The 22080-nt window shown below is 73.7% G+C and carries 19 protein-coding genes; 3 read left to right on the top strand and 16 right to left on the bottom strand.

Annotated elements, in window-relative coordinates:
• Window positions 1–37: 37 nt before the first annotated feature.
• The 5 genes from FZ103_RS20545 to FZ103_RS20565 all read right to left on the bottom strand — a co-directional run bounded on the left by FZ103_RS20545 (window position 38) and on the right by FZ103_RS20565 (window position 4869).
• A complete protein-coding gene (locus FZ103_RS20545; protein ID WP_156003502.1) occupies window positions 38–997 on the bottom strand; it encodes a DUF3159 domain-containing protein in 960 nt (319 codons plus the stop codon).
• A 203-nt stretch (window positions 998–1200) separates the two neighbouring features.
• A complete protein-coding gene (locus FZ103_RS20550; RefSeq protein ID WP_156003503.1) occupies window positions 1201–1797 on the bottom strand; it encodes a Poxvirus protein I5 in 597 nt (198 codons plus the stop codon).
• Between the two features lie 5 nt (window positions 1798–1802).
• Entirely contained in the window at window positions 1803–2651 is an 849-nt protein-coding gene (locus FZ103_RS20555; RefSeq protein WP_156003504.1) for a carbohydrate ABC transporter permease, read from the bottom strand.
• Entirely contained in the window at window positions 2648–3640 is a 993-nt protein-coding gene (locus FZ103_RS20560) for a carbohydrate ABC transporter permease (RefSeq protein WP_156003505.1), read from the bottom strand. Before FZ103_RS20560 ends, FZ103_RS20555 begins: the two co-directional genes overlap by 4 nt.
• Before the next feature lie 23 nt (window positions 3641–3663).
• Entirely contained in the window at window positions 3664–4869 is a 1206-nt protein-coding gene (locus tag FZ103_RS20565; RefSeq protein WP_186356600.1) for a sugar ABC transporter substrate-binding protein, read from the bottom strand.
• A gap of 314 nt (window positions 4870–5183) precedes the next feature.
• On the opposite strand from FZ103_RS20565, the gene FZ103_RS20570 reads away from it, so the two are divergent.
• Window positions 5184–6275, top strand: a complete 1092-nt coding sequence (locus FZ103_RS20570; protein ID WP_156003807.1) for a serpin family protein — start codon at window positions 5184–5186, stop codon at window positions 6273–6275.
• Window positions 6276–6344: 69 nt separating this feature from the next.
• Here FZ103_RS20570 and FZ103_RS20575 read toward each other — a convergent pair whose 3' ends face one another.
• From FZ103_RS20575 to valS, 5 genes are all read right to left on the bottom strand, one after another.
• Window positions 6345–6899 carry a GNAT family N-acetyltransferase gene (locus FZ103_RS20575; RefSeq protein ID WP_186356601.1) on the bottom strand — a complete coding sequence of 185 codons (555 nt, stop codon included), beginning with the start codon at window positions 6897–6899 and terminating at the stop codon, window positions 6345–6347.
• A gap of 138 nt (window positions 6900–7037) precedes the next feature.
• Window positions 7038–7640, bottom strand: coding sequence for a GNAT family N-acetyltransferase (locus tag FZ103_RS20580; RefSeq protein ID WP_156003507.1), 603 nt, complete (start codon window positions 7638–7640; stop codon window positions 7038–7040).
• A gap of 1908 nt (window positions 7641–9548) precedes the next feature.
• Window positions 9549–10313 (bottom strand): DUF3710 domain-containing protein, encoded by a 765-nt coding sequence (locus FZ103_RS20585; protein WP_186356602.1) that lies wholly within the window; start codon window positions 10311–10313, stop codon window positions 9549–9551.
• A gap of 62 nt (window positions 10314–10375) precedes the next feature.
• A complete protein-coding gene (gene dut, locus FZ103_RS20590; protein WP_186356603.1) occupies window positions 10376–10852 on the bottom strand; it encodes a dUTP diphosphatase in 477 nt (158 codons plus the stop codon).
• 120 nt (window positions 10853–10972) lie between these two features.
• The gene (gene valS / locus FZ103_RS20595) at window positions 10973–13543 is read right to left on the bottom strand and encodes a valine--tRNA ligase (protein ID WP_156003508.1); all 2571 of its coding nucleotides are present in this window, start codon (window positions 13541–13543) and stop codon (window positions 10973–10975) included.
• A 282-nt stretch (window positions 13544–13825) separates the two neighbouring features.
• On the opposite strand from valS, the gene FZ103_RS20600 reads away from it, so the two are divergent.
• Window positions 13826–14119 (top strand): DUF4235 domain-containing protein, encoded by a 294-nt coding sequence (locus FZ103_RS20600; protein WP_156003509.1) that lies wholly within the window; start codon window positions 13826–13828, stop codon window positions 14117–14119.
• A gap of 69 nt (window positions 14120–14188) precedes the next feature.
• Here FZ103_RS20600 and FZ103_RS20605 read toward each other — a convergent pair whose 3' ends face one another.
• The 4 genes from FZ103_RS20605 to FZ103_RS20620 form a co-directional block, all read right to left on the bottom strand.
• Window positions 14189–15103 (bottom strand): hypothetical protein, encoded by a 915-nt coding sequence (locus FZ103_RS20605; RefSeq protein ID WP_394350126.1) that lies wholly within the window; start codon window positions 15101–15103, stop codon window positions 14189–14191.
• A 225-nt stretch (window positions 15104–15328) separates the two neighbouring features.
• Complete coding sequence (locus FZ103_RS20610) at window positions 15329–15628, bottom strand: DUF4193 domain-containing protein (protein WP_156003510.1); 300 nt, start codon at window positions 15626–15628, stop codon at window positions 15329–15331.
• 477 nt (window positions 15629–16105) lie between these two features.
• Entirely contained in the window at window positions 16106–17395 is a 1290-nt protein-coding gene (locus FZ103_RS20615; protein ID WP_255430172.1) for a cell wall metabolism sensor histidine kinase WalK, read from the bottom strand.
• The gene (locus FZ103_RS20620; protein WP_186356604.1) at window positions 17392–18045 is read right to left on the bottom strand and encodes a response regulator transcription factor; all 654 of its coding nucleotides are present in this window, start codon (window positions 18043–18045) and stop codon (window positions 17392–17394) included. Before FZ103_RS20620 ends, FZ103_RS20615 begins: the two co-directional genes overlap by 4 nt.
• Window positions 18046–18762: 717 nt before the next feature.
• Here FZ103_RS20620 and FZ103_RS24970 point away from each other — a divergent pair.
• A complete protein-coding gene (locus FZ103_RS24970; protein WP_186356605.1) occupies window positions 18763–18930 on the top strand; it encodes a hypothetical protein in 168 nt (55 codons plus the stop codon).
• A 175-nt stretch (window positions 18931–19105) separates the two neighbouring features.
• Here FZ103_RS24970 and FZ103_RS20625 read toward each other — a convergent pair whose 3' ends face one another.
• Both FZ103_RS20625 and FZ103_RS20630 read right to left on the bottom strand, forming a co-directional pair.
• The gene (locus FZ103_RS20625; RefSeq protein ID WP_156003512.1) at window positions 19106–19927 is read right to left on the bottom strand and encodes an inositol monophosphatase family protein; all 822 of its coding nucleotides are present in this window, start codon (window positions 19925–19927) and stop codon (window positions 19106–19108) included.
• A gap of 97 nt (window positions 19928–20024) precedes the next feature.
• A complete protein-coding gene (locus FZ103_RS20630) occupies window positions 20025–22049 on the bottom strand; it encodes an alpha/beta fold hydrolase (RefSeq protein WP_186356606.1) in 2025 nt (674 codons plus the stop codon).
• Window positions 22050–22080: the final 31 nt, after the last annotated feature.

A 22080-nucleotide genomic window follows, 5' to 3' on the forward strand; every position in this document is an offset into this window, starting at 1 on the left:
CCCCGGTGCCTGCGCGGCGCGTCCGGGCGTGCGCGGCTTACGGCCGAGCCGGGGGGTCGCCGGACTCGGCCGGGCCGTCGTCGGCGTCGGGTCCGAGCGGTTCGGCGGTGCCGACCGGGGTGCGCCCCCGCGCAAGCAGCCACACCATGGCCGCGAACGCGGCGACCTGCAGCGGCCAGCCCATGGCGATCTTGGCGATGCCAAGCAGCGCGAAGGTGTTGGCGACCCCGTAGCTCTCGGCGGCCCACAGCGGCAGCTGCACCGCCACCCGGATCACGCACGGCAGCACCAGCAGCCAGGTCAGCCGGGAGCTGAGCTTGACGACCGCGGGGTTGCGGCGCCAGGCGGTGACGTCGCCGGTGACGGCGCCGATCAGCAGGCCCATGGCGGGCCAGCGGATGAGGATGGTCAGCGTGAGGACGATCGCGTAGACGGCGTTGTAGATGATGCCGGGCAGCGCGAAGTCCTCGGCCTCGCCGCTGCGCAGCGCGAAGACGGCGGCGATGCCCATGCCGAAGAGGCTGTTGACCACGAACTGCACCGAGGAGCGCTGGATGAGCCGCACGACCCCCAGTGCGATCGCCAGCGCGAACCCCAGGCCCAGCGCCGTGCGCAGGTCCTCCAGCGCCAGGTAGGAGAAGGTGAAGCCCAGCGTGGGCACGGCCGTCTCCAGCATGCCGCGCTTGCCGCCCAGGGCCTTGGCCAGCTGCTTGCGGACCACGGCCTCGACGGTCTGCTCGGAGATCTCGCGCGCTCCGTCCGCGTCCGGTGAGCCGTCCGGCTCGCCGGATCCGCCGCTGCCAGGGGGCTTCGAGCCGTCCTGCCCGGGAGTCTCCGCATCCTCGCCGGGACCGAACAGCACGGCGGCGACCTCGTCCTCGGATACGCGGTCCGGCCCCGCCGACCGCGAATCGGGGGCGCCCTCCGAGGCGGTCTCGGATCCGGACCGGCCACCGGCGGATGCGGCGGTGTCGGCGGCGCGCTGGTGGTCGGTCATAACGCTCCAGATTAGGCGTCGGCTTCGCCATCCACCCTAGGGCACCCCATGCGCGCTCTTCAGCGCCGAGCGGCGATACGTTCGCATCCGCCCGGAATGCCGTGCGACGCGTGTCGCCGCGGCACGTCCGGAGGCACACATGAAACGGCCGCCTCCGGCGGGCCGTTCCGTAGGCGGCCTTCACCGCGGTGGTCCGCGGGGGTTCACCCTCCCCCGCGCTTGTCCACGACCACCGCGGCGAGCAGGAGGCAGCCGGCGAGGGCCACCAGTGCCGGGGGCATCGCCCAGGTCACCACCGCGCAGACGCCCAGCGCGACCGCCAGCAGGGCGGTGCCGGTCGGGTCGGCGCCCGCCCGGACGGCGGCGGACCGCAGGGCGCCGCGCCAGGCGCGGCCGGGCCGCCAGGCCGCGGCGGCGCGCACCAGCAGCACGGCGCCGCCCGCACCCGCCGCGGCGCAGCCGGCCAGGGCGGCCGCTCCCCCGGGCGGGTCGAAGGCGGCGACGATGAGGACGTCGGCCGCCAGCACCGCGGCCAGGGCCGGCACGGCCAGGCCCAGGCGCCAGGAACCCGTCCAGGCCGCGCGCAGCCGGCCCGCGAAGTCGGCCAGCGCGGTGCCGCCCTCGCCGTCGGTGTGCGCGCGCACGTGCGCGCACCCGGCCGCCAGCGCCGCCGGCAGGGTGACCAGTGCCAGTCCCGCCGCCAGGGTGAGCGCCCCCACCAGCAGGCACTCGCCGAACAGGGCCGCCCGCGACAGGGCCGGACCGCGCGGCGCGGTCCGGGCGGTGCCGCCGCCTGCCATCGCCCTCACCCCTTCAGTCCGCTGGTGGCCATGCCCTGGACCAGCAGCCGCTGGAAGGCCAGGAAGAACAGCACGACGGGGATCAGCGCGATCACGGACATGGCGATCATGGCGCCGAAGTCGCTGGTGCTGGTCTGGTCGGCGAACATCCGCAGTGCGAGCGGGATCGGGAACCGCTCGGGCGTGTTCAGGTAGATCAGCGGCGCGAACAGGTCGTTCCAGCTCCAGATGAACGCGAAGATCGCGGCCGTGCCGAACGCCGGGCGCGACAGCGGGGCGATCACGTGCCAGAAGATCCCCCAGTAGCCGCACCCGTCGATGCGGGCCGCCTGGTCCAGCTCGCGGGGCAGCTGGCGCATGAACTGCACCATCAGGAAGACGAAGAACGCCTCGGTGGCCAGGAACTTGCCCAGCAGCAGCGGGATGTAGGTGTCGACCAGGCCGAGCTGCTGGAAGATGATGTACTGCGGGATGATGACCGCGTGGAAGGGCATCAGCAGCGTGCCGATCATCAGCACGAACATCGTGTTGCGCCCGCGGAAGCGCAGCCGGGCGAAGGCGTAGGCGGCCAGCGCCGAGGACGCCACCGTGCCCACCACGGTCAGCACCGCCAGCAGCAGCGAGTTGCCCAGGAACCGCCACACCGGGATGCCGGCCATCCCCTCCAGCGCCCGGGCGTAGTTGTCCAGGACGGGCTCGGAGGGCAGCAGCTCGGTGTTGCCGACGACGTCGTTGGTGGGGGTGAACGACGCCCCGGCCACCCACACCAGCGGATACATGATCAGCCCCAGCAGCGCCAGTGCCAGGGCGTGCCAGAGCACGCGCCGGGGCCGGGTAGCGGCGGAGGATCTCATCTGCCCTCGTCTCCGGAGTAGAACACCATCGTCCGCGACATGCGGAACAGCGCCACCACGACCAGCCCGGCGCCCAGGATCAGCATCCAGGCCATCGCCGAGGCGTAGCCCATCTGGTAGTGGGTGAACGCCTGCTGGTACAGGTAGAGCGTGTAGATCAGCGTGGAGCCGGCCGGGCCGCCGGTGCCGCCGCTGATCACGAACGAGGCGGTGAACACCTGGAAGGAGTTGACCGTCTCCAGCAGCAGGTTGAAGAACAGCACGGGCGAGATCATCGGCAGGGTGATCGCCCGGAACCGGCGCCACCAGCCGGCGCCGTCGACCTCCGCCGCCTCGTAGTACTGGCGCGGCACCTGCTTGAGCCCGGCCAGGAAGATCACCATGGGCGCCCCGAACTGCCAGACCGCCAGCAGCACCAGCAGCAGCAGCGCGTAGTCGGGGTTGCCGACCCAGCCGCCCGTCTGCACGCCCACCGAGCGCAGCAGCCGGTCCACCACGGCGCCGTCGGAGAACAGCGCCCGCCACACCAGGGCGACGCTCACGCTGGCGCCCAGCAGGGAGGGCGCATAGAACGCCGAGCGGTACATCCCCTGGCCGCGGTGGGGCGCGGCCAGCAGCATCGCCACGGCCAGGGCCAGGGCGAGCTTCAGCGGCACCGCCAGCAGCACGTAGAGGGCGGTGACCCGGATCGACTGGAGCCACTGGTCGTCGGCGAACAGCCGGCGGTAGTTGTCCAGTCCGACCCAGGAGGGCGCGGTGAACAGGTTGTAGTCGGTGAAGGACAGGTAGAGCGAGGCCAGCATGGGCCCCAGCGTCAGCCCGAGGAAGCCCAGCATCCACGGGGACAGGAAGATGTAGCCGGCGGCGCCTTCGCGGTCGCGGGGGCGCCGGCGTCGGGACGCCCGCCCCGGCGCGGGCGGGGGTGCGGGCGGTGGGGCGGCCACCGCGGCGCGCTGCTCGCGCCGGGTGTCCTGGGCCGTCCGGGGCATCTGCGCGGTCTCCTTCCCCGGAGTCAGGAGCTCAGGGTGCGCTCGGCGAAGGACACGAACTCGGCGGCGGCCTCGTCCGGGCTCATCTGCCCGTGATGCACCTCTTCGGAGAGGCGGATGAACTCGGTCTCCAGGGCTCCGGCGCCCGCCGGGGGCGCGGGCGGCGCCTCCTGCAGGTCGGCCATGCGGGAGTCCTCGTAGTCGACGATGGCCTGGTCGACCCCGGTGTAGTCGATCGCCTCGCGCTGGGTCCGGCTGGCCGGGATTCCGCGGTTCCCGCCGAAGATCTCGGCGACCTCGGGGTCGTTGATCATGAAGTCGATGAACTTCGCGGCGGCGTCGGGATGGCTGGTCTGGGCCGAGGCCGAAAGCAGCATCGAGGGCTTGAGGTACTGCCCCGAATCGCCGGTGTCGGTGGGCAGCGGCGCGAGCTCCAGGTCCAGCTTGGACTCCTCGACGTAGCGGGTGAGCATGTTGTCCCAGGTGAACTCCGAGGCCGAGAGGTTGGCGCCCAGCGGTGCCAGCGGCTGGGCCTGCGCGGCCTTGTCGGCGGGCACCACGGCGCCGTCCTGGCGCAGGTCCTCACCGCTCGCCCAGAACTCGGCGAGCCGCTCCTTGCTGAAGCCGAGCTTGCCGTCGTCGGTGAACAACGCACCGCCCTCCTGGCGCAGTTGGGCCTCCAGCACCCAGATCAGTCCGGTGTAGTCGGAGGCGCCGTAGGGGTCGCCGTCGGTGTGGGCGCTCACCTTGCTCAGCGCCTCGTCGTACTCCTCCCACGTCCAGCCGTCCTCGGGCATGGGCGCGCCCGCCTCCTCGAACACCTCGGGGGCATAGACCAGGGAGAAGGTGTTGCCGCCGATGGGCACGCCGTAGCGCGCGCCGTCGATGACGCCGGCGGTACCGAGGCCCTCCAGCAGCGTTGCGGTGTCGAGGTTGCGGCCCTCCTGGCCGCTGAGGTCCAGCAGCACGCCGCGGTCGCTGTACTCGCGCAGATAGGCGTTGTCCATCTGCAGCACGTCGGGCATGCCGCCACCGGCCACCTGCGTGGAAAGCTTCTCCCAGTAGGTGTTGTACTCCGAGAACGTCGGCGTGACGGAGATGTCGGGGTGCTCCTGCTCGAAGAGCTTGATGGCCTCGCGCATCATCTGCGCGCGTTCGGCGTTGCCCCACCACGAGTAGCGGATCTCGGGCGCGCCGCCGCCCTCTCCGCCTCCGCAGCCGGTCGCCACCAACCCGAGGACCAACGCAGCCGCCGCGGCCGACGTCGTCGCACCGCCCATCCGCTTCACCATGGTGGTGACCGCCCTTCCTGCCTATTAAATCGATTTAAGGAAAGCGCTTCCCGACCACTTGGAGGCTCAGATTAAGCTCCGCGAAACCTCCCGTCAATACTGGTTCGAACATCTTTGCAACGATCGATCGCTGGTCGGCGCACCCCGGCCGCGGCCGACCGGCCCGCCGCCGGCGCCGGACGCTAGCCTTGCCGCAGAGCCGACCGGCGGACGCTTCCGGTGATGCCGGACGATTGGAGTGTGCGATGAGGATGCCCCTGCGTCCCGACCACCTGGACTTCGCCCTTCGACTCGACGCGGCGCTGGCGGAGGCGGGCATGCTCGAACGCGCCTGGTCCCCGCTGTCGCTCGCCGGCGCGCTGGGCCTGGTGGCCGGCGGCGCGCGCGGCGCCACCCGGCGCGAGTTCGAGGACCTGCTCGGCCGCGACGTCGCCGAGCACCTCGCAGCGCTGGACGACGCGGTCGCCGGCGGTCCCGACCTGGCCTTCTCCACCGCGCTGTGGGTCCGCGACGATCTGGCGGTGCTGCCGGAGTTCGAGGCCGCCGTGCGCGCCCGGCCCGCCTCGTCGGTGCGCACCGCCGACTTCGCCGGCGCCGCCGACCGCGTGCGCCAGGAGGCAAACGCCGAGGCCGCCGAGGTCACCCGCGGCCTGATCCGGGAGCTGCTGCGGCCGGGAGACGTGCGCGCCTCCACCCAGGCGCTGCTGCTCAACGCGCTGTGGGCGCGCGTGCGCTGGTCCGAGCCCTTCGACCCCGGCGAGACCGCGCCCGCGACCTTCCACTCCCCTGCGGGCAGGCACCGGGTCCCGATGATGCGCCGCCGCGAGCGCCGGCCCTACGCCCAGGCGGCGGGCTGGCGGATGGTGACGCTGCCCGCCGCCGACGACCTCGCGCTGGACGTGCTGCTGCCCGACGACCCCTCGGCGGCGGGCGCCGCGCCGGCGCCCGAGGCGCTCTCCGCGCTCTACCGCGCCGCCTCCGCTGCCGACGTCGACCTCGCGCTGCCGCGCTTCGAGGTGCGCTCGCGCGCGGCGCTGTCGGGTCCGCTGGCCAACGCCGGGCTCACCACCGCGTTCACCGACCGGGCGGACTTCTCCGCGCTCAGTGAGCGCCCGCTGCGCATCGACGAGGTCGTCCACGAGGCGGTCCTGCGCGTGGACGAGAAGGGCGCGGAGGGGGCGGCCGCCACGGCGGTGGTGATGCGCACGGTCGCCGCCGTGGCCGGCCGCCCCGTCCGCTTCGTCGCCGACCGCCCCTTCACCTTCGTGCTGCGCCGCCGCTCCGCGGTGCTCTTCCTGGGCACGGTCACCGCCCCGCAGGACCCCGGCCCTGCCGGAGACTGACCCGGGCGCGAGCGTGTGCGTCCGCCGGGACGGCGGTCCCGAGGGGCAGGCGAGGACGCGCCGCGCGCTTCACCCGGCGGCGATGCGCGAGTAGACCAGCGCGTCCGCGCGGCGGGTGGGAAAAGCCAGGAACGACCGCAGCCGCCCTTCGTACTCGAACCCGCACCGCGACAGCACGGCCGCCGAGGCCGCGTTGCCCGGTTCGACCCACGCCTCGACTCGGGCAAGCCCGAGTTCCCCGAGCCCCCACTCGGTGAGCAGCGCCGCCGCCCGCGAAGCCAGGCCCCGGCCGCGCGCGCCCGGCTCCATCCAGTACCCCAGGCCGGCAACGCCCGCCTGCGGCCGCAGCAGCAGGACGGCGCATCCCACGGCCCGCCCGCGGGACGTCTCCGTCACCGCCAGAGACCACCCCTGGCCGCGGACGACCCGCAAGTGCTGGCGCCGGATCCAGGCCCTACCCGCCTCTTCGGTGAACACGGCCGGCACGGTGGTGCCTTGCGGGACGACGCCTTCGTCGCTCACGGCCTGCACGCACGCGTGGTCCGCAGGGTCCCAGCGGCGCAGTCGGACCGTGCCGTCGTCAAGGACGGGTTCGGGGACCAGGCTGCCACTGTGCCGATCCACGTCAACCTCCGGGTTCGTGGGCGTCGAGCGTGAACACCGCGGCGGTCCGCCGGCCCGGCCGCGATTCCACGTGCCCGCATGCGGGGCGGATGCCGGCCGCTCGGCGCCTTCGCGCACACGGCAGAGCGGCGAGCACGCCTATGCGCTCAGGCTGTCGAAAGGCGCGGCGTAGCGGAACGCGCCGCGGTGGGCGGGCGTGTGGGCGCTCAGCAGGCGCACCTGGAAGTAGTCCCCCCACGCGGGATCCGGTGCGGCGATCCCGTGCTCGGCGGCCGGGCGGAAGCCGAACCGGCCGTAGAAGGCCGGCTCGCCCAGGAGCGCGACCAGCGGCTCGGACCGGGCTTCGGCCGCCCCGAGCACGGCGTGCATCAGCGCCGTGCCGATCCCGCGCCCCTGGTGGGCGGGCGCGACGCTGATGGGGCCCAGTCCCAGGGCCGCGGCGCCGCCCACGGAACCGCGAGTGCACACCACGTGACCGACGACGGCGCCGTCGGGGGCGGAGCCGGCTGGAGCGGAGCCGGCGGAGTCGGCGGGCGCAGCGGCGGCGGAGCCGGGCGCGGTGACGGCCACCAGCGAGTACTCCGGTGTCCAGCCGGCGTCCTCGCGCAGCCGGTCGAGCAGGGCGACCTCGATCGGCTCGGTGCCGGGCGGGGGGTCGGCGGGCACGTGCGCTGCGAAGGCCGCCGCGGTCACCGCGGCCGTGGCCGCGGCGTCCGCGGCGGTCTCGCGTCGGATCAGCATCGGTCCAGACTCGCGGGGATCGCGGTGGGCCGCAAACCGTTTTCCGGCCGCGCTCGGCACACCCGCGCCCCGGTTCGGGCGTGTGCGGGAACCGTTGGGCCACGGAGCGGCGAGGCCGGTGGCGGTGGGCGATGGGCGATGGGGCGGCGAGGACGGCGGAAGGGCCGGCCTGCTCGGATCGGTACGGGTGAGCGCCGGCTGAGCACCCGGCGAGGGCGGCGGACGGCCGACTGGGCGATCACCGGTTGCTGTCGGCGGATGGCCGATCGCCTGGCGGGGCGGCGAAGGCGGCGCGGCGTGCAGCCCGCGCCCACCGGTCCCGGTGCCCGCCGGTGCGGGTCCGCGACGAGGGCAGCGACGACGGGGGTTCGGGCTGGACGACCACCGGTTGCCGTCGGCGGATGGCCGATCCCCCGACGAGGCGGCGAGGGCGGCACGGGGTGCAACCCGCGCCCACCGGTCCCGGTGCCCGCCGGTCACCCACGCGACGGAGGCGGCGAGGACGACGCGGGGCCCGGCCCGCGCCCACCGGTCCCGGTGCCCGCCGGTGCGGGTCCGCGACGAGGGCAGCGACGACGGGGGTTCGGGCTGGACGACCACCGGTTGCCGTCGGCGGATGGCCGACCGCCCGACGAGGCGGCGAAGGCGGAGCGGCGTGCAGCCCGCGCCCACCGGTCCCGGTGCCCGCCGGTTACCCACGCGACGGAGGCGGCGAGGACGACGCGGGGCCCGGCCCGCGCGGACCGGTCCCGGTGCCCGCCGGTGCGGGTCCGCGACGAGGGCAGCGACGACGGGGGTTCGGGCTGGACGACCACCGGTTGCCGTCGGCGGATGGCCGATCGCCCGACGAGGCGGCGAGGGCGGCACGGGGTACAACCCGCGCCCACCGGTCCCGGTGCCCGCCGGTGGCCCACGAAACGGGCGGCGGCGCGCGAGGGCGGATTCCGATCTGTCTCTCCCACCTCCGCACACCCACCCGAAACCCCGAATGCCCGATTTAATCTAACTCTCTCCCGCGCCCGTTGCGTCGAGGGTGTCCGTGAGGCCACTCTCGGCGTCGAGAGTGGCCTCACGGACACCCTCGACGCGGGAGCCGGACACAGAAACCGGACATAGAGAATCTATGGGGCGGCGATGGAGCGACGACAAGCGCCGCGTGACCGCCGGGGCGGCTTCCGGCTGCGCGGCGGGCGATCCCAGGCATTGAATCGTCCCGCGATGTCCGGTATGCGGGGGCGCCGAGGCGGTCCGCGCAGCCCGGGACGGCGATGATCATGGCGTTTGGAGCGGAATTCGCGCCCGAAGCGCTCCATCCGCGCATCTCGTGGCGCTCCGGCAGAATCCGCCGCCGCCACAGCCGGGCATTTCGGGCGAACCACCCCGGTTTCCTTCCGCATCCCGGAAAATCCGGGGCTCCGGTGTGCCGCGCAGCGACACCGCGCGCCATCGGCGGGCATCGTCGACCCGCCCGAAGGGATATGCCCGAAATGTCCCCGCTCCCCCGCCGCGCCGGGTGATCAGCCACCCGCCGCCGTCGCCGCTCTCGTCGCGGACCCGCACCGGCGGGCACCCGAACCGACGACCGCGGGCTCAACCCAGTGCCATCGTCGCCGCCCCGTCGGGTGATCAGCCACCGGCCGACGGCAACCGGTACCCGCCGCCCCGAACCACCCGCCGCCCCCGTCGCAGGCCCGCACCGGCGGGCACCCGAACCGACGACCGCGGGCTGAGCCACCCGCCGCCCTCGCCGCCCTCGTCGGGCGGGCCACCGGCGAGCATCCTGAACGATGGGCGCCGACCGCGCCACCCGCCGACCTCGCCGCCCCCGTCGCAGGCCCGCACCGGCGGGCACCCGAACCGACGACCGCGGGCTCAATCACCCGCCACCGCGCCGCTATCCGCCGGACCTCACGCCTGGGCCGCGCCTCCGTCTTCGGCGGAGGCGCCGTCGCCCGCGGCGCGCTGGCGCTGGGCGGCGGCCTGGGCCATCTGCTGCTGGATCTCCTGCGGCACCACGATCGGCAGCATCTCGCGCGGCGGAGCCGGGTTGTCCCCGCGTACCACCACGATCTGCTGGAACAGCTCCTCGATCTCGGCCATGGCCTGGGGCTTGGAGGCGCCCTCGCCGCGGATCACGCCGTGCAGCACCCACCGCGGCCCGTCCACGCCGATGAACCGCACGCGTTCGCCGAGCTGGCGGCCCTGGTCGTCCTTCTTGCCGGCCACCGGCACCACGGCCCGCAGCTCGGGGCCGAAGGTGCCGTCGAAGTCCTCGACCTTGCCGCCCTGGGAGGTCACCTGCGAGCGCAGCTCCTCGCGCATCTCGGCCCAGATACCGCTGGACTTGGGCGCGGCGTAGGGCTGCACCTGCAGCGCCGAGCGCTGGGTGCGCAGGGTGACCCCGATGATGCGGTTCTGCTGCGGCGCGACGTTGACCTGGATCTCGATGCCCGCGCGCACGGGGATCCGCACGGAGCCGAGGTCCATCCGCTGCACCTCGGGCGCCTCTTCGCCGGCGTCCCAGGGCCCGTCGGCCCGGTGGCGGTCGGCCTCCTTCTCCGGATCCGGCGGGTCCGCGGGCCGGCCGGCGAAGTCGGTCTCGGCGCCGCTGTGGGTGGCGGCGGTGCCGTCGGCGCCCTCGCCGTCCTTCTTCTTGCGTCGGCGTCCGAACACGCCCTACACCTCTCCCGCTTGGTCGTCCCCGGTGGATGTGGCTCCGGGGGTGGTGGTCGTCGTCAACTGCGCGCCGCGTGGCCGCCCGTGGAACCGAAGCCGCCCGTGCCGCGCACGGACTCCGGAAGCTCCTCGACCTCGCGGAACTCGGCCCGCTCCACGCGCTGGACGACCAACTGGGCGACGCGGTCGCCGCGCGCGAGCTTGACCGGGGTCTCCTGGTCCGTGTTGAGCAGGGTCACCCGCACCTCGCCGCGGTAGCCGGCGTCGACGGTGCCGGGCGCGTTGACGAGGGTGAGCCCGCACCGGGCCGCCAGCCCCGACCTGGGGTGGACGAAGGCGGCGTAGCCCTCGGGCAGCGCGATGGCGATCCCGGTCCCGACCACCGCCCGCTGTCCCGGCCCCACCACCACGTCCTCGGTGGTGACGAGGTCGGCGCCGGCGTCGCCGGGATGCGCGTAGGCGGGCAGGGGCAGGTCGGGGTCGAGGCGGCGGATGAGGATCTCGACCCCACCGGCATTGTGGCTTGCGCTACTCACACTGAGCGAGCTTATCGCGGCCGGGAGCCTCTGTCGGACGCCGCGGGCGCGGCGCGCCAGCGCCCGGCCTGCGTGGGCGCCGGGCGGTTCGCGCCGCCCGGCGCCCACGCCGGATGCCGGCTACTCGGCCGCGGGCAGATCGACCTGGACCTGCAGCTCGGTGTCGTCGGTGGCCTCGAAGTCCAGCCGGGCCGCGCGCCCCGCCGCCGCCAGGTCGTCGCCGGCCAGCCGCACCTGGTTGACGTTCTTGCCGCGCACCGAGACCCGCTCGATCTCGGCCCGCATGGACAGCTTGGCCTCGGACTTGGCCTTACGGACCATGCGCAGCACCTCCGAGGCCGAGCCCAGCACCGCGGGGTCGCCCTCGCGCGCGGCCGCGCCGAGCTCCTCGGCCTCGGGCCAGCGCTCGCCGTGCACCGAGCCCTCGTGCCACCAGCTCCACACCTCGTCGGCGACGAAGGGCAGGAACGGGGCGAACAGCCGCTGCAGCGCCGAGAGGGCGATCAGCAGGGCAGCCCGCGCCGAGAGGGCGGCGGGCGAGGCGCTGTCGTAGGCGCGGGCCTTGACCAGCTCCAGGTAGTCGTCGCAGAACTCCCAGAAGAACCGCTCGACCCGCTCCAGGGCTCGGGTGTGGTCGTAGCCCTGGAAGGCGGACGTGGCGTCGGCGACGACGTCGGCGAGCGTGGCCAGCATCGAGCGGTCCAGCGGCTCGGTGACCGCCGCCGGGTCGGGCGGGGTGTCCTCGCCGGCGACCGACAGGGCGAACTTGCTCGCGTTGAGGATCTTGATGGCCAGCCGCCGCCCCACCTTCATCTGGCCTTCGTCCAGTGCGGTGTCGGCGCCCAGCCGGCCGCTGGCCGCCCAGTAGCGGATGGCGTCGGAGCTGTACTTCTCCAGCAGGTCGATGGGCGTGACGACGTTGCCCTTCGACTTGGACATCTTCTTGCGGTCGGGGTCGAGGATCCACCCGGAGATCGCGGCGCCGCGCCAGGGCAGGCTGGCGTGCTCGAAGTGCGAGCGCACCACCGTGGCGAACAGCCAGGTGCGGATGATGTCCTGGCCCTGGGGCCGCAGGTCCATGGGGAAGACCCGCTCGAAGAGGTCGGGGTCGCGCTCCCAGCCGCCGGCGACCTGCGGGCTCAGCGACGAGGTGGCCCAGGTGTCCATGATGTCGGGGTCTCCGATGAAGCCGCCGGGGCGGCCGCGCTGGTCGGCGGTGTAGCCCTCGGGGGTGTCGGAGCTGGGGTCGACGGGCAGCCGGGACTCCTCGGGCAGCAGCGGGGAGTCGTAGTCGGGGTTGCCGTCGGCGTCGAGCGGATACCAGACGGGGAACGGCACGCCGAAGAAGCGCTGGCGGCTGATGAGCCAGTCGCCGTTGAGCCCCTCGACCCAGTGCTCGTAGCGGGAGCGCATGTGGTCGGGGTGCCAATCCAGCTCGCGCCCGCGCGCCAGCAGGGCCTCGCGGACGTCGGTGTCGCGCCCGCCGTTGCGGATGTACCACTGGCGGGTGGTGACGATCTCCAGCGGCTTGTCGCCCTTTTCGTAGAACTTCACCGGGTGGGTGATGGGGCTGGGCTCGGCGAGGAGGTCGCCGGACTCGCGCAGCAGCTCGACCATGCGCTCGCGGGCGGTGTGCACGGTGGCCCCGGCCAGGCGGGCGTAGGCCTCGCCGCCGCCGGCGGCGGCCACGGCCTGGGGCGGCTCGGAGGCGATGCGGCCGTCCCAGCCGACGACCGGGCGGGTGGGCAGCTGCAGCTCGCGCCACCAGGTGACGTCGGTGGTGTCGCCGAAGGTGCAGATCATCGCGATGCCGGAGCCCTTCTCGGGGTCGGCGAGGCGGTGGGCCTTGACGGGGACCTCGACGCCGAAGACCGGGGTGCGCACGGTCGAGCCGAACAGGTCCTGGTAGCGGGAGTCGTCGGGGTGGGCCACGAGTGCGACGCAGGCCGGCAGGAGCTCGGGGCGGGTGGTCTCGATGACGACCGGCTCGCCGCCGTCGCGGTGGAAGGCGACCTTGTGGTAGGCGCCGGGGCGCTCGCGGTCCTCCAGCTCGGCCTGGGCGACCGCGGTGCGGAAGGTGACGTCCCACAGGGTGGGGGCCTCGGCCATGTAGGCCTCGCCGCGCGCGAGGTTGCGCAGGAAGGCGCGCTGGGAGGCGGCGCGGGAGCCGTCGTCGATGGTGGCGTAGGTGTAGCGCCAGTCGACGCTCAGGCCCAGGCGGCGCCAGATGTGCTCGAAGACCTTCTCGTCCTCGACGGTCAGCCGGTCGCACAGCTCGATGAAGTTCCGCCGCGAGACGGGCACCTGCCGCTTGGGGTCGGGCTTGGCCGGGGGCGTGAAGTCGGGGTCGTAGGCCACGCTGGGGTCGCAGCGCACGCCGTAGTAGTTCTGCACCCGGCGCTCGGTGGGCAGGCCGTTGTCGTCCCAGCCCATCGGGTAGAAGACCGACTTGCCGCGCATGCGCTGGAAGCGCGCGACCGTGTCGGTGTGGGTGTAGGAGAAGACGTGTCCGATGTGCAGCGAGCCCGACACCGTGGGAGGCGGGGTGTCGATCGAGAAGATCTCGGAGCGGGTCTTGGTGCGGTCGAAGTGGTACACGCCCGACTCGTCCCATACGTCGACCCATTTCGCCTCGATACCGTCGAGCGAGGGCTTGTCGGGCACGCGGAAGGAACGAGAGCGGTTGGTCATGGGCCAATGGTATTGGCTCAGCGGCCGTGATCGCCCCGGATTTCCACAGCCCGCACCGGACGGGCCGCAGGCCCGCGGCGGCGGCAGTGCACCGGCGGCGCGAGACGCGCCCCGCGGTGCGGCGGGCGACGCCCGCCCGGCATGAAAGGATTCCGGCAGGCGCATCCGACAGTCGCCGGACGCGGCGGATCCGCACACGGCCCGCCGGAGCGCCGTGCGCGGCCGCGGCCGCCCGCATGCGGGGGCGCGGCCAGGAAGGCTAGAAGGGAAGCGATCCGACAGATGGCTAAGAAGAGGAACGGTGAGTTCGCCGCGCAGGTCGTCGGCGGCGTCACCGCTCTGGCGGCGGCCTACGTCGCCCGCAAGGCGCTGACGTTCGCCTGGACCCAGGCCACCGGCAAGGCGCCGCCCACCGAGCCCGAGTCCCCCGACGTCAGCCTGAGCGAGGCGCTGGGCTGGGCCGTGGTGACCGGAATCGGCATGGAGGTCACCCGCGTGCTCGCGGTGCGTGCGGCCTACCGCCGGTTCTTCGACGCGGGCCACCAGAGCGGTGTCGTGGGCATCGACGTCGATTGAGCTCGGCGGCCGAGCGCGTGTCCGCCGGCGGCGTCCCGGCTCCGGCCGGACCGCCGGCGGATCGGCCGGTCAGCGCCCTTCGCCCAGCTCCCCCGCCGCCCGGGCCCCGATGCCGCTTCGCCCCGAGGCGCCGTGAGCGGAGCGGCGGCGCAGGTCCGCGCGCACCGAGGCGGCCAGCGACCTGGTGGCGGTGCGGTTGAGCGTGCCCCCGGCCACGGCGCCCGTCAGATAGGGACCCAGCGTCGACAGGTGGCGCCCCATCATCCGCATCAGCCGGCGCTGCAGCGCGGCGCGGGCGGCGGCCCCGAGCGTGGCCGACAGCGACTCCCCCGCCCGCAGCGGGTCGATGCCGCGCTTGCGCGCCCAGGCCGCCAGGTAGCCCGTGGTGCGCTGCAGGCCCGAGCCGGGCGCGGGCTCCTCGTAGACCTCGTGCAGTTCGGCGATGAGCTTGACCTCGACCGCGGCGACGACCACGGTCTCGGCCACGATCTGGGCCGGCGCCGTCAGCAGCAGCGGCGGCGCGGTGAACTGCACCGCCGCCAGGGCCCCGCCCGCGGCCCCCACGGCGGTGGTGGTGTGGGAGGCGTTGCGCACCAGGGCGTCGGCGAGCTCCTCGCCGACGAGGCCGCCGTAGTGGCGGATCAGGGTCTCGCGGTCCCGGACGGGGATGCGCGGCGCGATCTCGTTGGCGAACAGGTCGGCCAGCCACCGGCCGCGGGCGGCCCCGCCCGCGCGCGCCGACCGCGCCCGCCCGGCCAGCGCCGCGGCGAGCCTGCCGATCAGTCCGGCCCGGCGCTTGGAGTCGGCCGATCCCTCGTCGAGGATCCTGCCCACCAGGACGCCGACGTCCTCCTGGCCGGCCACGGCGATCTCGGTTCCCGGCGCGGCGGCGTCCGGGGCGCCCGCCGCCTCGGCGGCCTCCCGCCCGTCGTCGGGCCGCTGGGGCCCCGTCCGGCCGCGGTCTCCGGCGGTGTCCTCCGACACGTCCCCTCCACTCCCGATGCTGCGGTCCCAGGTTTCCCAGCTTTCCCAGGTTTCCCTGTTTTCCCGGGGCCCGGGGTGCCCGCTTACAAAGCTAAGGCACGCGGGAAATCAATGCCGGGCGGCCGGGCGCAAAGGACGATGCGCCCCCGGGACCGACTCCCGGAGACGCATCACATGCCGCGGCGGTGGCCGTTCGAGGCATTCGAGGAAAGGAGTTCGCCGGGCTCAGGCGGCGCACTCCTTGCAGACGAGCTGCCCATTCCTCTGCTCGGCCAGCTGGCTGCGGTGGTGCACCAGGAAGCAGCGCGAGCACGTGAACTCGTCGGCCTGGCGCGGAAGCACCCGTACAGCCAGCTCCTCGCCGGAGAGGTCCGCGCCCGGGAGCTCCATACCCTCGGCGACCTCGTCGGGGTCGACGTCGATGGTGCTGGTGCCCTTGTCGACACGGCGGGCCTGCAGCTCCTGCAGGCTGTCCTCGTTGATGTCTTCGTCGGCCTTGCGCGGGCTGTCGTAATCGGTGGCCATTCTGCTAACTCCATCCCCCTCGTGCTATGCCTCGTTGCGCGCTACCAACGCTTGAGAGCCTCGTTTTGTGCCCGGGCCCGCTGGAAACTTCCGCCGGCGTAAGTGGACTATGACCCCTCCCGGGTGCAGTCGCACCGCATAGCAGCACCCTTTGAATGGAACCGGTCGCGCTTCGTCGCGCCGTCGATCCACTCGCTCTCATGTGCTACCCAACGCCCGCCGGATTCCGACCTATTTCCTCGTCTTTCCTCACGCCGGCCGGGCACGGCAGCGCCCGATCGGCGAGGTAAGAACATACACGCGCACTCCGGGATTTATTCCCGCAGCGTTCACGCCCGGGAGAGCATACCCACCCGCGGCGCGCACGCGGCCCCGGGGCCGCGTGTCGTAGAACACGTATGAGTATCACGCGCCGACCGGGTTCCGCAGGATCTTGGCCGACCCCGCGGTCTGCACGGGCGCCCGGACGGCCAGATGTTACCTGCCTGCGGAGGCCGCCGTGTCACGGTGCTCGGCGGGGAACCGCACCGTCACGACCAGGCCGCCCCCCTGGCGGGGCCAGACGCTGACCGAGGCGCCGTGGGCGCGCACGACCGAGCGGACGATCGACAGGCCCAGCCCCGCGCTGCGCCCGGACTTGACGCGGTCGCCCGATGCCCGGCGGAAGGGTTCGAACAGGCCCTCGATCTCGTAGCCGGCGATGACCGGGCCGGAGTTCTCGACCTGGATCGCCGGGGACCCCTCGTAGATGCCCGAGCGCACGGTGATCTCGCCGGCGGCGACGTTGTAGCGCAGGGCGTTCTCCACAAGGTTGGCCACCAGGCGCTCCAGCAGGACGGGATCGCCGATGACCGCGGCGCCGCGCAGGTCGGTGCGCAGGGTCAGATCCGCCTTCTCCAGCTCGTCGGAGAGCTGGCTGAGCACGGATTCGGCGACCTCGGCCATGTCGACCTGGGTGCGCACGTCCAGTTCCCGGTCGCTCTTGGCCAAGAACAGCAGGCCGTCGATGAGCCGCTCGTGGCGGGAGTTGGTCTCCAGCAGGGTGCGGCCCACGGTCTTCAGGTCGGCCGAGGCCTCGGGGTCGCTGAGCGCGACCTCCAGCAGGGTGCGGTTGATGGCCAGCGGGGTGCGCAGCTCGTGGGAGGCGTTGGCGACGAACCGGCGCTGGCCGTCGAAGGCGCGGTCCAGGCGCTCCAGCATGCCGTCGAAGGTGTCGGCGAGCTCGCGGATCTCGTCGTCGGGGCCGCCCAGGGCGATGCGCTCGTGCAGCGAGCGCTCGGAGAGCCGGCGCGCGATCCGGGTGATCTTGTGCAGCGGCGAGAGCGCGCGCCCCGCCACGAAGTAGCCCAGCCCCACGGCCAGCAGCCCGACGATGACCAGCGCGATCACCGAGTAGCGGGTCATCTCGGCCAGCACCGACTCGATGAACGCGGTCTTGTGCAGCTGCAGCTCGACCGGGTCGGCGTTGGGCATCGTGAAGTTGAGGTTGTCCAGCAGCCCCGCCACGATGATGTAGTTGAGCAGCACCAGCAGCGATCCGGCCGCGAAGAACAGCATCCCGTAGATGAGGGTGAGCCGAGCGCGCAGGCTGATGTTGTCGGTGAAGCGGTGCACGCCGCCGGTGACCGGCCCCGGCGCCTTGGCCGAGGGGGTGGCGGGCTCGGCCGAGAGCCGCCGCCACGTGCCGGTGTCCCCCGGCGGGGTGGGCGCCACCTCGCCCGGGGAGGCCGTGTGGTCCAGGTCCGGATCGGAACCCTGTGCCGTCAAATCCGATACCCCGCCCCGGGCACCGTCTGGATGACCGGGGGCTCGCCGAGCTTCTTGCGCAGTGTCATGACGGTGACCCGCACGACGTTGGTGAACGGGTCGGCGTTCTCGTCCCAGGCCTTCTCCAGCAGCCCTTCGGCGCTGACGACGGTGCCGTTGGCGCGCATGAGCACCTCCAGGACGGCGAACTCCTTGGGGGTCAGGGAGATCCGGCGGCCGTCGCGTTCCACGGTGTGGTTGGCCGGGTCCAGCTCGATGCCGCTGCGGCGCAGGACCGGGGGCAGCGGCGGGACGGCGCGGCGGCCCAGGGCCCGCACGCGCGCGATGAGCTCGGCGAAGGCGAAGGGCTTGGTGATGTAGTCGTCGGCGCCCAGGGTCAGGCCCTCGACCTTGTCCTCCAGCTCGACCGAGGCGGTCAGCATCAGGATGCGGCCGGTGTAGCTCTGCTCGACGAGGGCGCGGGCGACGTCGTCGCCGTGGACTCCGGGCAGGTCGCGGTCGAGGACGATGACGTCGTAGTCGTTGACGCCGACGTGCTCCAACGCGCTGTCGCCGTCGTAGACGACGTCGACGGCCATGGACTCGCGGCGGAGTCCGACGGCAACCGTGTCGGCCAGAACCTGCTCGTCTTCGACCACGAGTACGCGCACTGTGAGTTCGTCGTCCTTAGCTTTCCTGCGACCCGGGGTGGGCCGCTGCCGGCGCATCCCCCAACACACCGGCAGCGGCGCTTGTGACCCCCGGCTGCACCATCCGTTATCCCACCCGCCCGATAAGGATGAGGTAAGCCCTTTGCGTGGGTGTTTCCACTCTGTGGAGGTCTCACGCGGATCGGCAACCGCCGGCCCGCCGCAGGGCGGAGGCGGCCCCATCCTTGCAGCCGGCCGAGGGCCGGCGGCGGATGTGCGGCCCGGGGAGGCCGCTCGGGGAGCCGGGCGCGTGCGGTCTGTGCGTGCCCCGACCGCAGCCTCGTGCGCGACTCCCTGGCTGTGCGCGGGTGTCGCTGCCGGCGTATCCCCCAACCGCCGGCAGCGACGATCACCCCGCACATCTCGAATCTGACACATCCAGGATAAGAAACAAGTAAGCCCTGGCCCATATCCAGGAATGTGGTGTAGGGCACCGTCGCCGACGGTCGCCTCCGGGACCGGCGACATGGTCGAGTGTCCCACGGCCGCCCGCGCGCCGTCGCGCCGCGACCGGGGGCCGCCGGTCACGGCTCGGTCACGGACGTTTGGCGCGGCGTGCGGTGTGGGTATGGCCGTCATCTGCGGGTCGCGCCTGTCTCGACACCGCTGTCCCCTGTCACGCCCATTCAGCATCGATGGTGCTGTGTGCGGCTTTGACGCGATGAAAAGTGAGGTGAAATGGGCGAGTTCCGCGCGGAGATCAAGGGCCGCATCAAGGAGATCCGCCAGTCGCTTCAGGCGGCGCAAGCCGCGGGAGACGAAGATCTCGCCGACGTTCACATGTCGGAACTGGAGGACCTGCACCGCATCGCCGCTCGCAACGGAGTCGACACCGGCTGCGTGTGAGGGCGAGCAGGGGCGCCGCTTCGGCCTGGGGGCGCGGGGCGGTGCGCAGCGGCCGGTCTGGTGGGAACCGGCCGCACAGCAGAGCCGACGGGGCACCGTGGCCCCGCAGAAAACCGGTGGAACGCCTCCGGGGTGCGAGCACCCCGGAGGCGTTTCGCGTCGGCCGTGCGGCCGCTCAGCCGGCGGCGGGGGCGTCGGTGTCGGCCCCCAGCGGAGCGAGCAGGTCGTGCAGCTCGGCGAACAGCTCGGGCGCGGCCGCGATGATCAGATCGGGGTTGGGCGGTGCGCCGTGCAGCCCGCCGACCCGGGCGCCGGCCTCCTGGGCGATGAGCGCCGCCGCCCCCCAGTCCCACGGGTTGAGCCCCCGCTCGTAATAGGCGTTGGAGCGGCCCTGCGCCAGCTCGCACAGGTCCACCGCCGCCGATCCGCCGCGCCGGATGTCGCGGATGCGCGGCAGCACGGTGCGCAGCACCTCGGCCTGCTGGGCGCGCCGCTGGGAGCCGTAGCCGAATCCGGTGGCCACCAGTGCCAGCTCCAGGGGCACCGCGGCCGCCGCCCGGACTGGCTCGCCGTTGCAGAATGCGCCGCCGCCGAGCACGGCCGTGTAGAGGTCGCCGCGCGCGGGCACCGCCACCGCACCGGCCACGACCTCGCCGCCGACCTCCGCGGCGATGGAGACGGCCCACTCGCCGCGCCCGTAGAGGTAGTTGACGGTCCCGTCGATCGGGTCGACGATCCAGCGCACGGCCCCCTCGCCGGCCTCGTCGCCGCCCTCTTCGCCCAGCACGGGATCGCCGGGCCGGACGGCGTGGATGCGCTTGCGGATCAGCTCCTCGACCGACCGGTCCATTTCGGTGACGACGTCGGTGGGCGAGGACTTGGTGTCGAGGACCCCGATTCCCGACTGGCCCTCTGCTGCCACGCGCCCGCCCTCCTGGGCGGCCTCCACGGCCAGGGCCAGCAGCCCGGCGCGGTCCTGTGCCGACGTAGTGGACATCGTTCCCGTTCCCCCGTTTCCTGCGGTTCTTCGACTGCCGGGCGCGGTCCCGCACGCCCGAAGCGCCGGCCGCCGGACGGCTCCGGCGGCGCGTTCGTCACAGCGTCGGCGGGCGCTGCCAGTCCTTGCCGAGCACGTGGTGGTCCAGGAACGCCAGCACGGTCTCGTACCAGACCTTGATGTTGCCGGGCGAGAGGATCCAGTGGTTCTCGTCGGGGAAGTAGAGGAACTTGGCGTCGGCCTCGCGGCTGACCAGGTCCCACCACAGCCGCAGGCCCTCGCCGATGGGCACCCGGTAGTCCTTGTCGCCGTGGATGACGAGCATGGGCGTGCGGATGCTGTCGGCGGCGGCGTGCGGCGAGGCGCGCCGGTAGAGCTCGGGGTTCTCCTGGGGGTCGCCGAACTCGGCCGTCCAGGCCCACGGGTAGTCGGTGGCGCCGCCGAAGGCCTCCAGAGACCACAGCGACGCGTGGGTGACCACGGCGCGGAACCGGTCGGTGTGGCCGGCGATCCAGTTGGCCATGTAGCCGCCGAAGGAGCCGCCCATGGCGGCGGTGCGGGTACCGTCGACGTCGTCGCGCGCCGCGGCGGCGTCGGTGACGGCCATGAGGTCGCCGAAGGTGACCTCGCCCCAGACCGCCCGGGCGCGCCTGCGCATCTGGGGCCCGTACCCGGTGGACAGCGCCGGGTCGGGCAGCAGCACCGCATACCCCTGCGCGGCCAGCAGCCACGGGTTCCACCGCCACGACCACCCGTTGAAGCTCATGTAGGGGCCGCCGTGCACCCACAGCACCAGGGGCGCGGGCGACTGCGCGCAGGCGCCGGAGGGCAGGACGAGCCAGGCGCGGACGCGTGTGCCGTCGTCGGCCTCGGCGGCGACCTCGGTCAGCGTGCCGGGGACCTCCAGCGGCTCCTCGGGCGAGGGCAGGCGCAGGGGGTCCTGCGGGCCGGCGGCGTCGACGCGCACCGGTGTGGGCGGCTCGTCCCAGGCGCAGCGCAGCGCGAACAGCGCGGTCCCCGTCGGCGCCGGGTTGAGCTGCAGGTAGGTCCCGTCGTCGGCGGTGACGCGGGTGAGCTCGCCGGTGGCGGCCTCGACGCGGAAGACGGGACAGCGGCCCTGGTCGTCGGCGGTGAACAGCACCGCGGCGGAGTCGGGCGTCCACACGTACTCCCGCGGCCACAGGTCGCGGCCCTCCAGCAGGTCGCGGCCTTCGCCGGTGGCCAGGTCGACCAGCCACAGGGTGGCCGCGGGAGGCTCGGCGCGAGCGCCGGCGCCGCCGGGGAAGTCCCGCAACGCCACGGCGCTGCGTCCGTCGGGCGCGACCGCGGGCGCGCTGAAGTCGTACTCGGGATCGGCCGCCAGGACGCGGCGCTCGCCGGTGGCGGTGTCGACGGCCACCAGCTGGTCGCGCCGCACGCCGCGGCCGGTGTAGACGCTCCAGCCGATGAGGGCGGTGGCGCCGTCGGGGGTGAGGGCGGGGCTGTGGCCGTGCAGGGCCAGGTCCGGTTCGGGGGTGAGGTCGGCGGCCTCCCCCAGGGGCGCGTCGGGGCCGGCGGGCGGGACGGCGGCGAACAGCCGGGGCCGGTCGGGTCCCAGGTCGCGGTCCCAACTGCGCACCGGCACCGACTCGTGCAGGATGGCGCTCACCCCGGCGTCCTTGCGGGCCTTGCGCAGCTGCTCGTCGGCCGCGGCGTCGGCGGCGCCGGGAAGCGTGTCGGAGACGAAGGCGACGGTGCCGGCGTCGCGGGCGACGGCGAAGGAGCCGAAGCCGCCGGGGCGGTCGGCCACGCAGCGGGCCTCGCCGCCGCCCGCCGGCAGCAGCCACAGGGCGGGCTTGCCGGCGGACTCGGTGCTGTCGGGGTCGGTGCGCGCCGAGGTGAACAGCAGCGAGCCGTCGGGCAGGAAAGCGGGTGCGGCTTCGCCCGCGGCCGAGCGGGTCAGCCGGCGCGCCGGGGCCTCGCCGGCGGGGTCGATCTCCCACAGGGCGGTTCTGAAGGCGGTTCCGTCGGGCGCGAGTTCGCTGACCGGTGCGACCAGCCGGGTGCCGTCGGGCGAGAGGACCAGGCCGTTCACCCTCCGCAGCCGGGTGTACTCCTCGGGGTCATACCAGGTGCGAACCACGTCGTGCGACTTCCCCTCTGCCCTCGTCCGC

The organism is Streptomonospora sp. PA3 (genome assembly GCF_009728995.1).
GTDB lineage: Bacteria > Actinomycetota > Actinomycetes > Streptosporangiales > Streptosporangiaceae > Streptomonospora.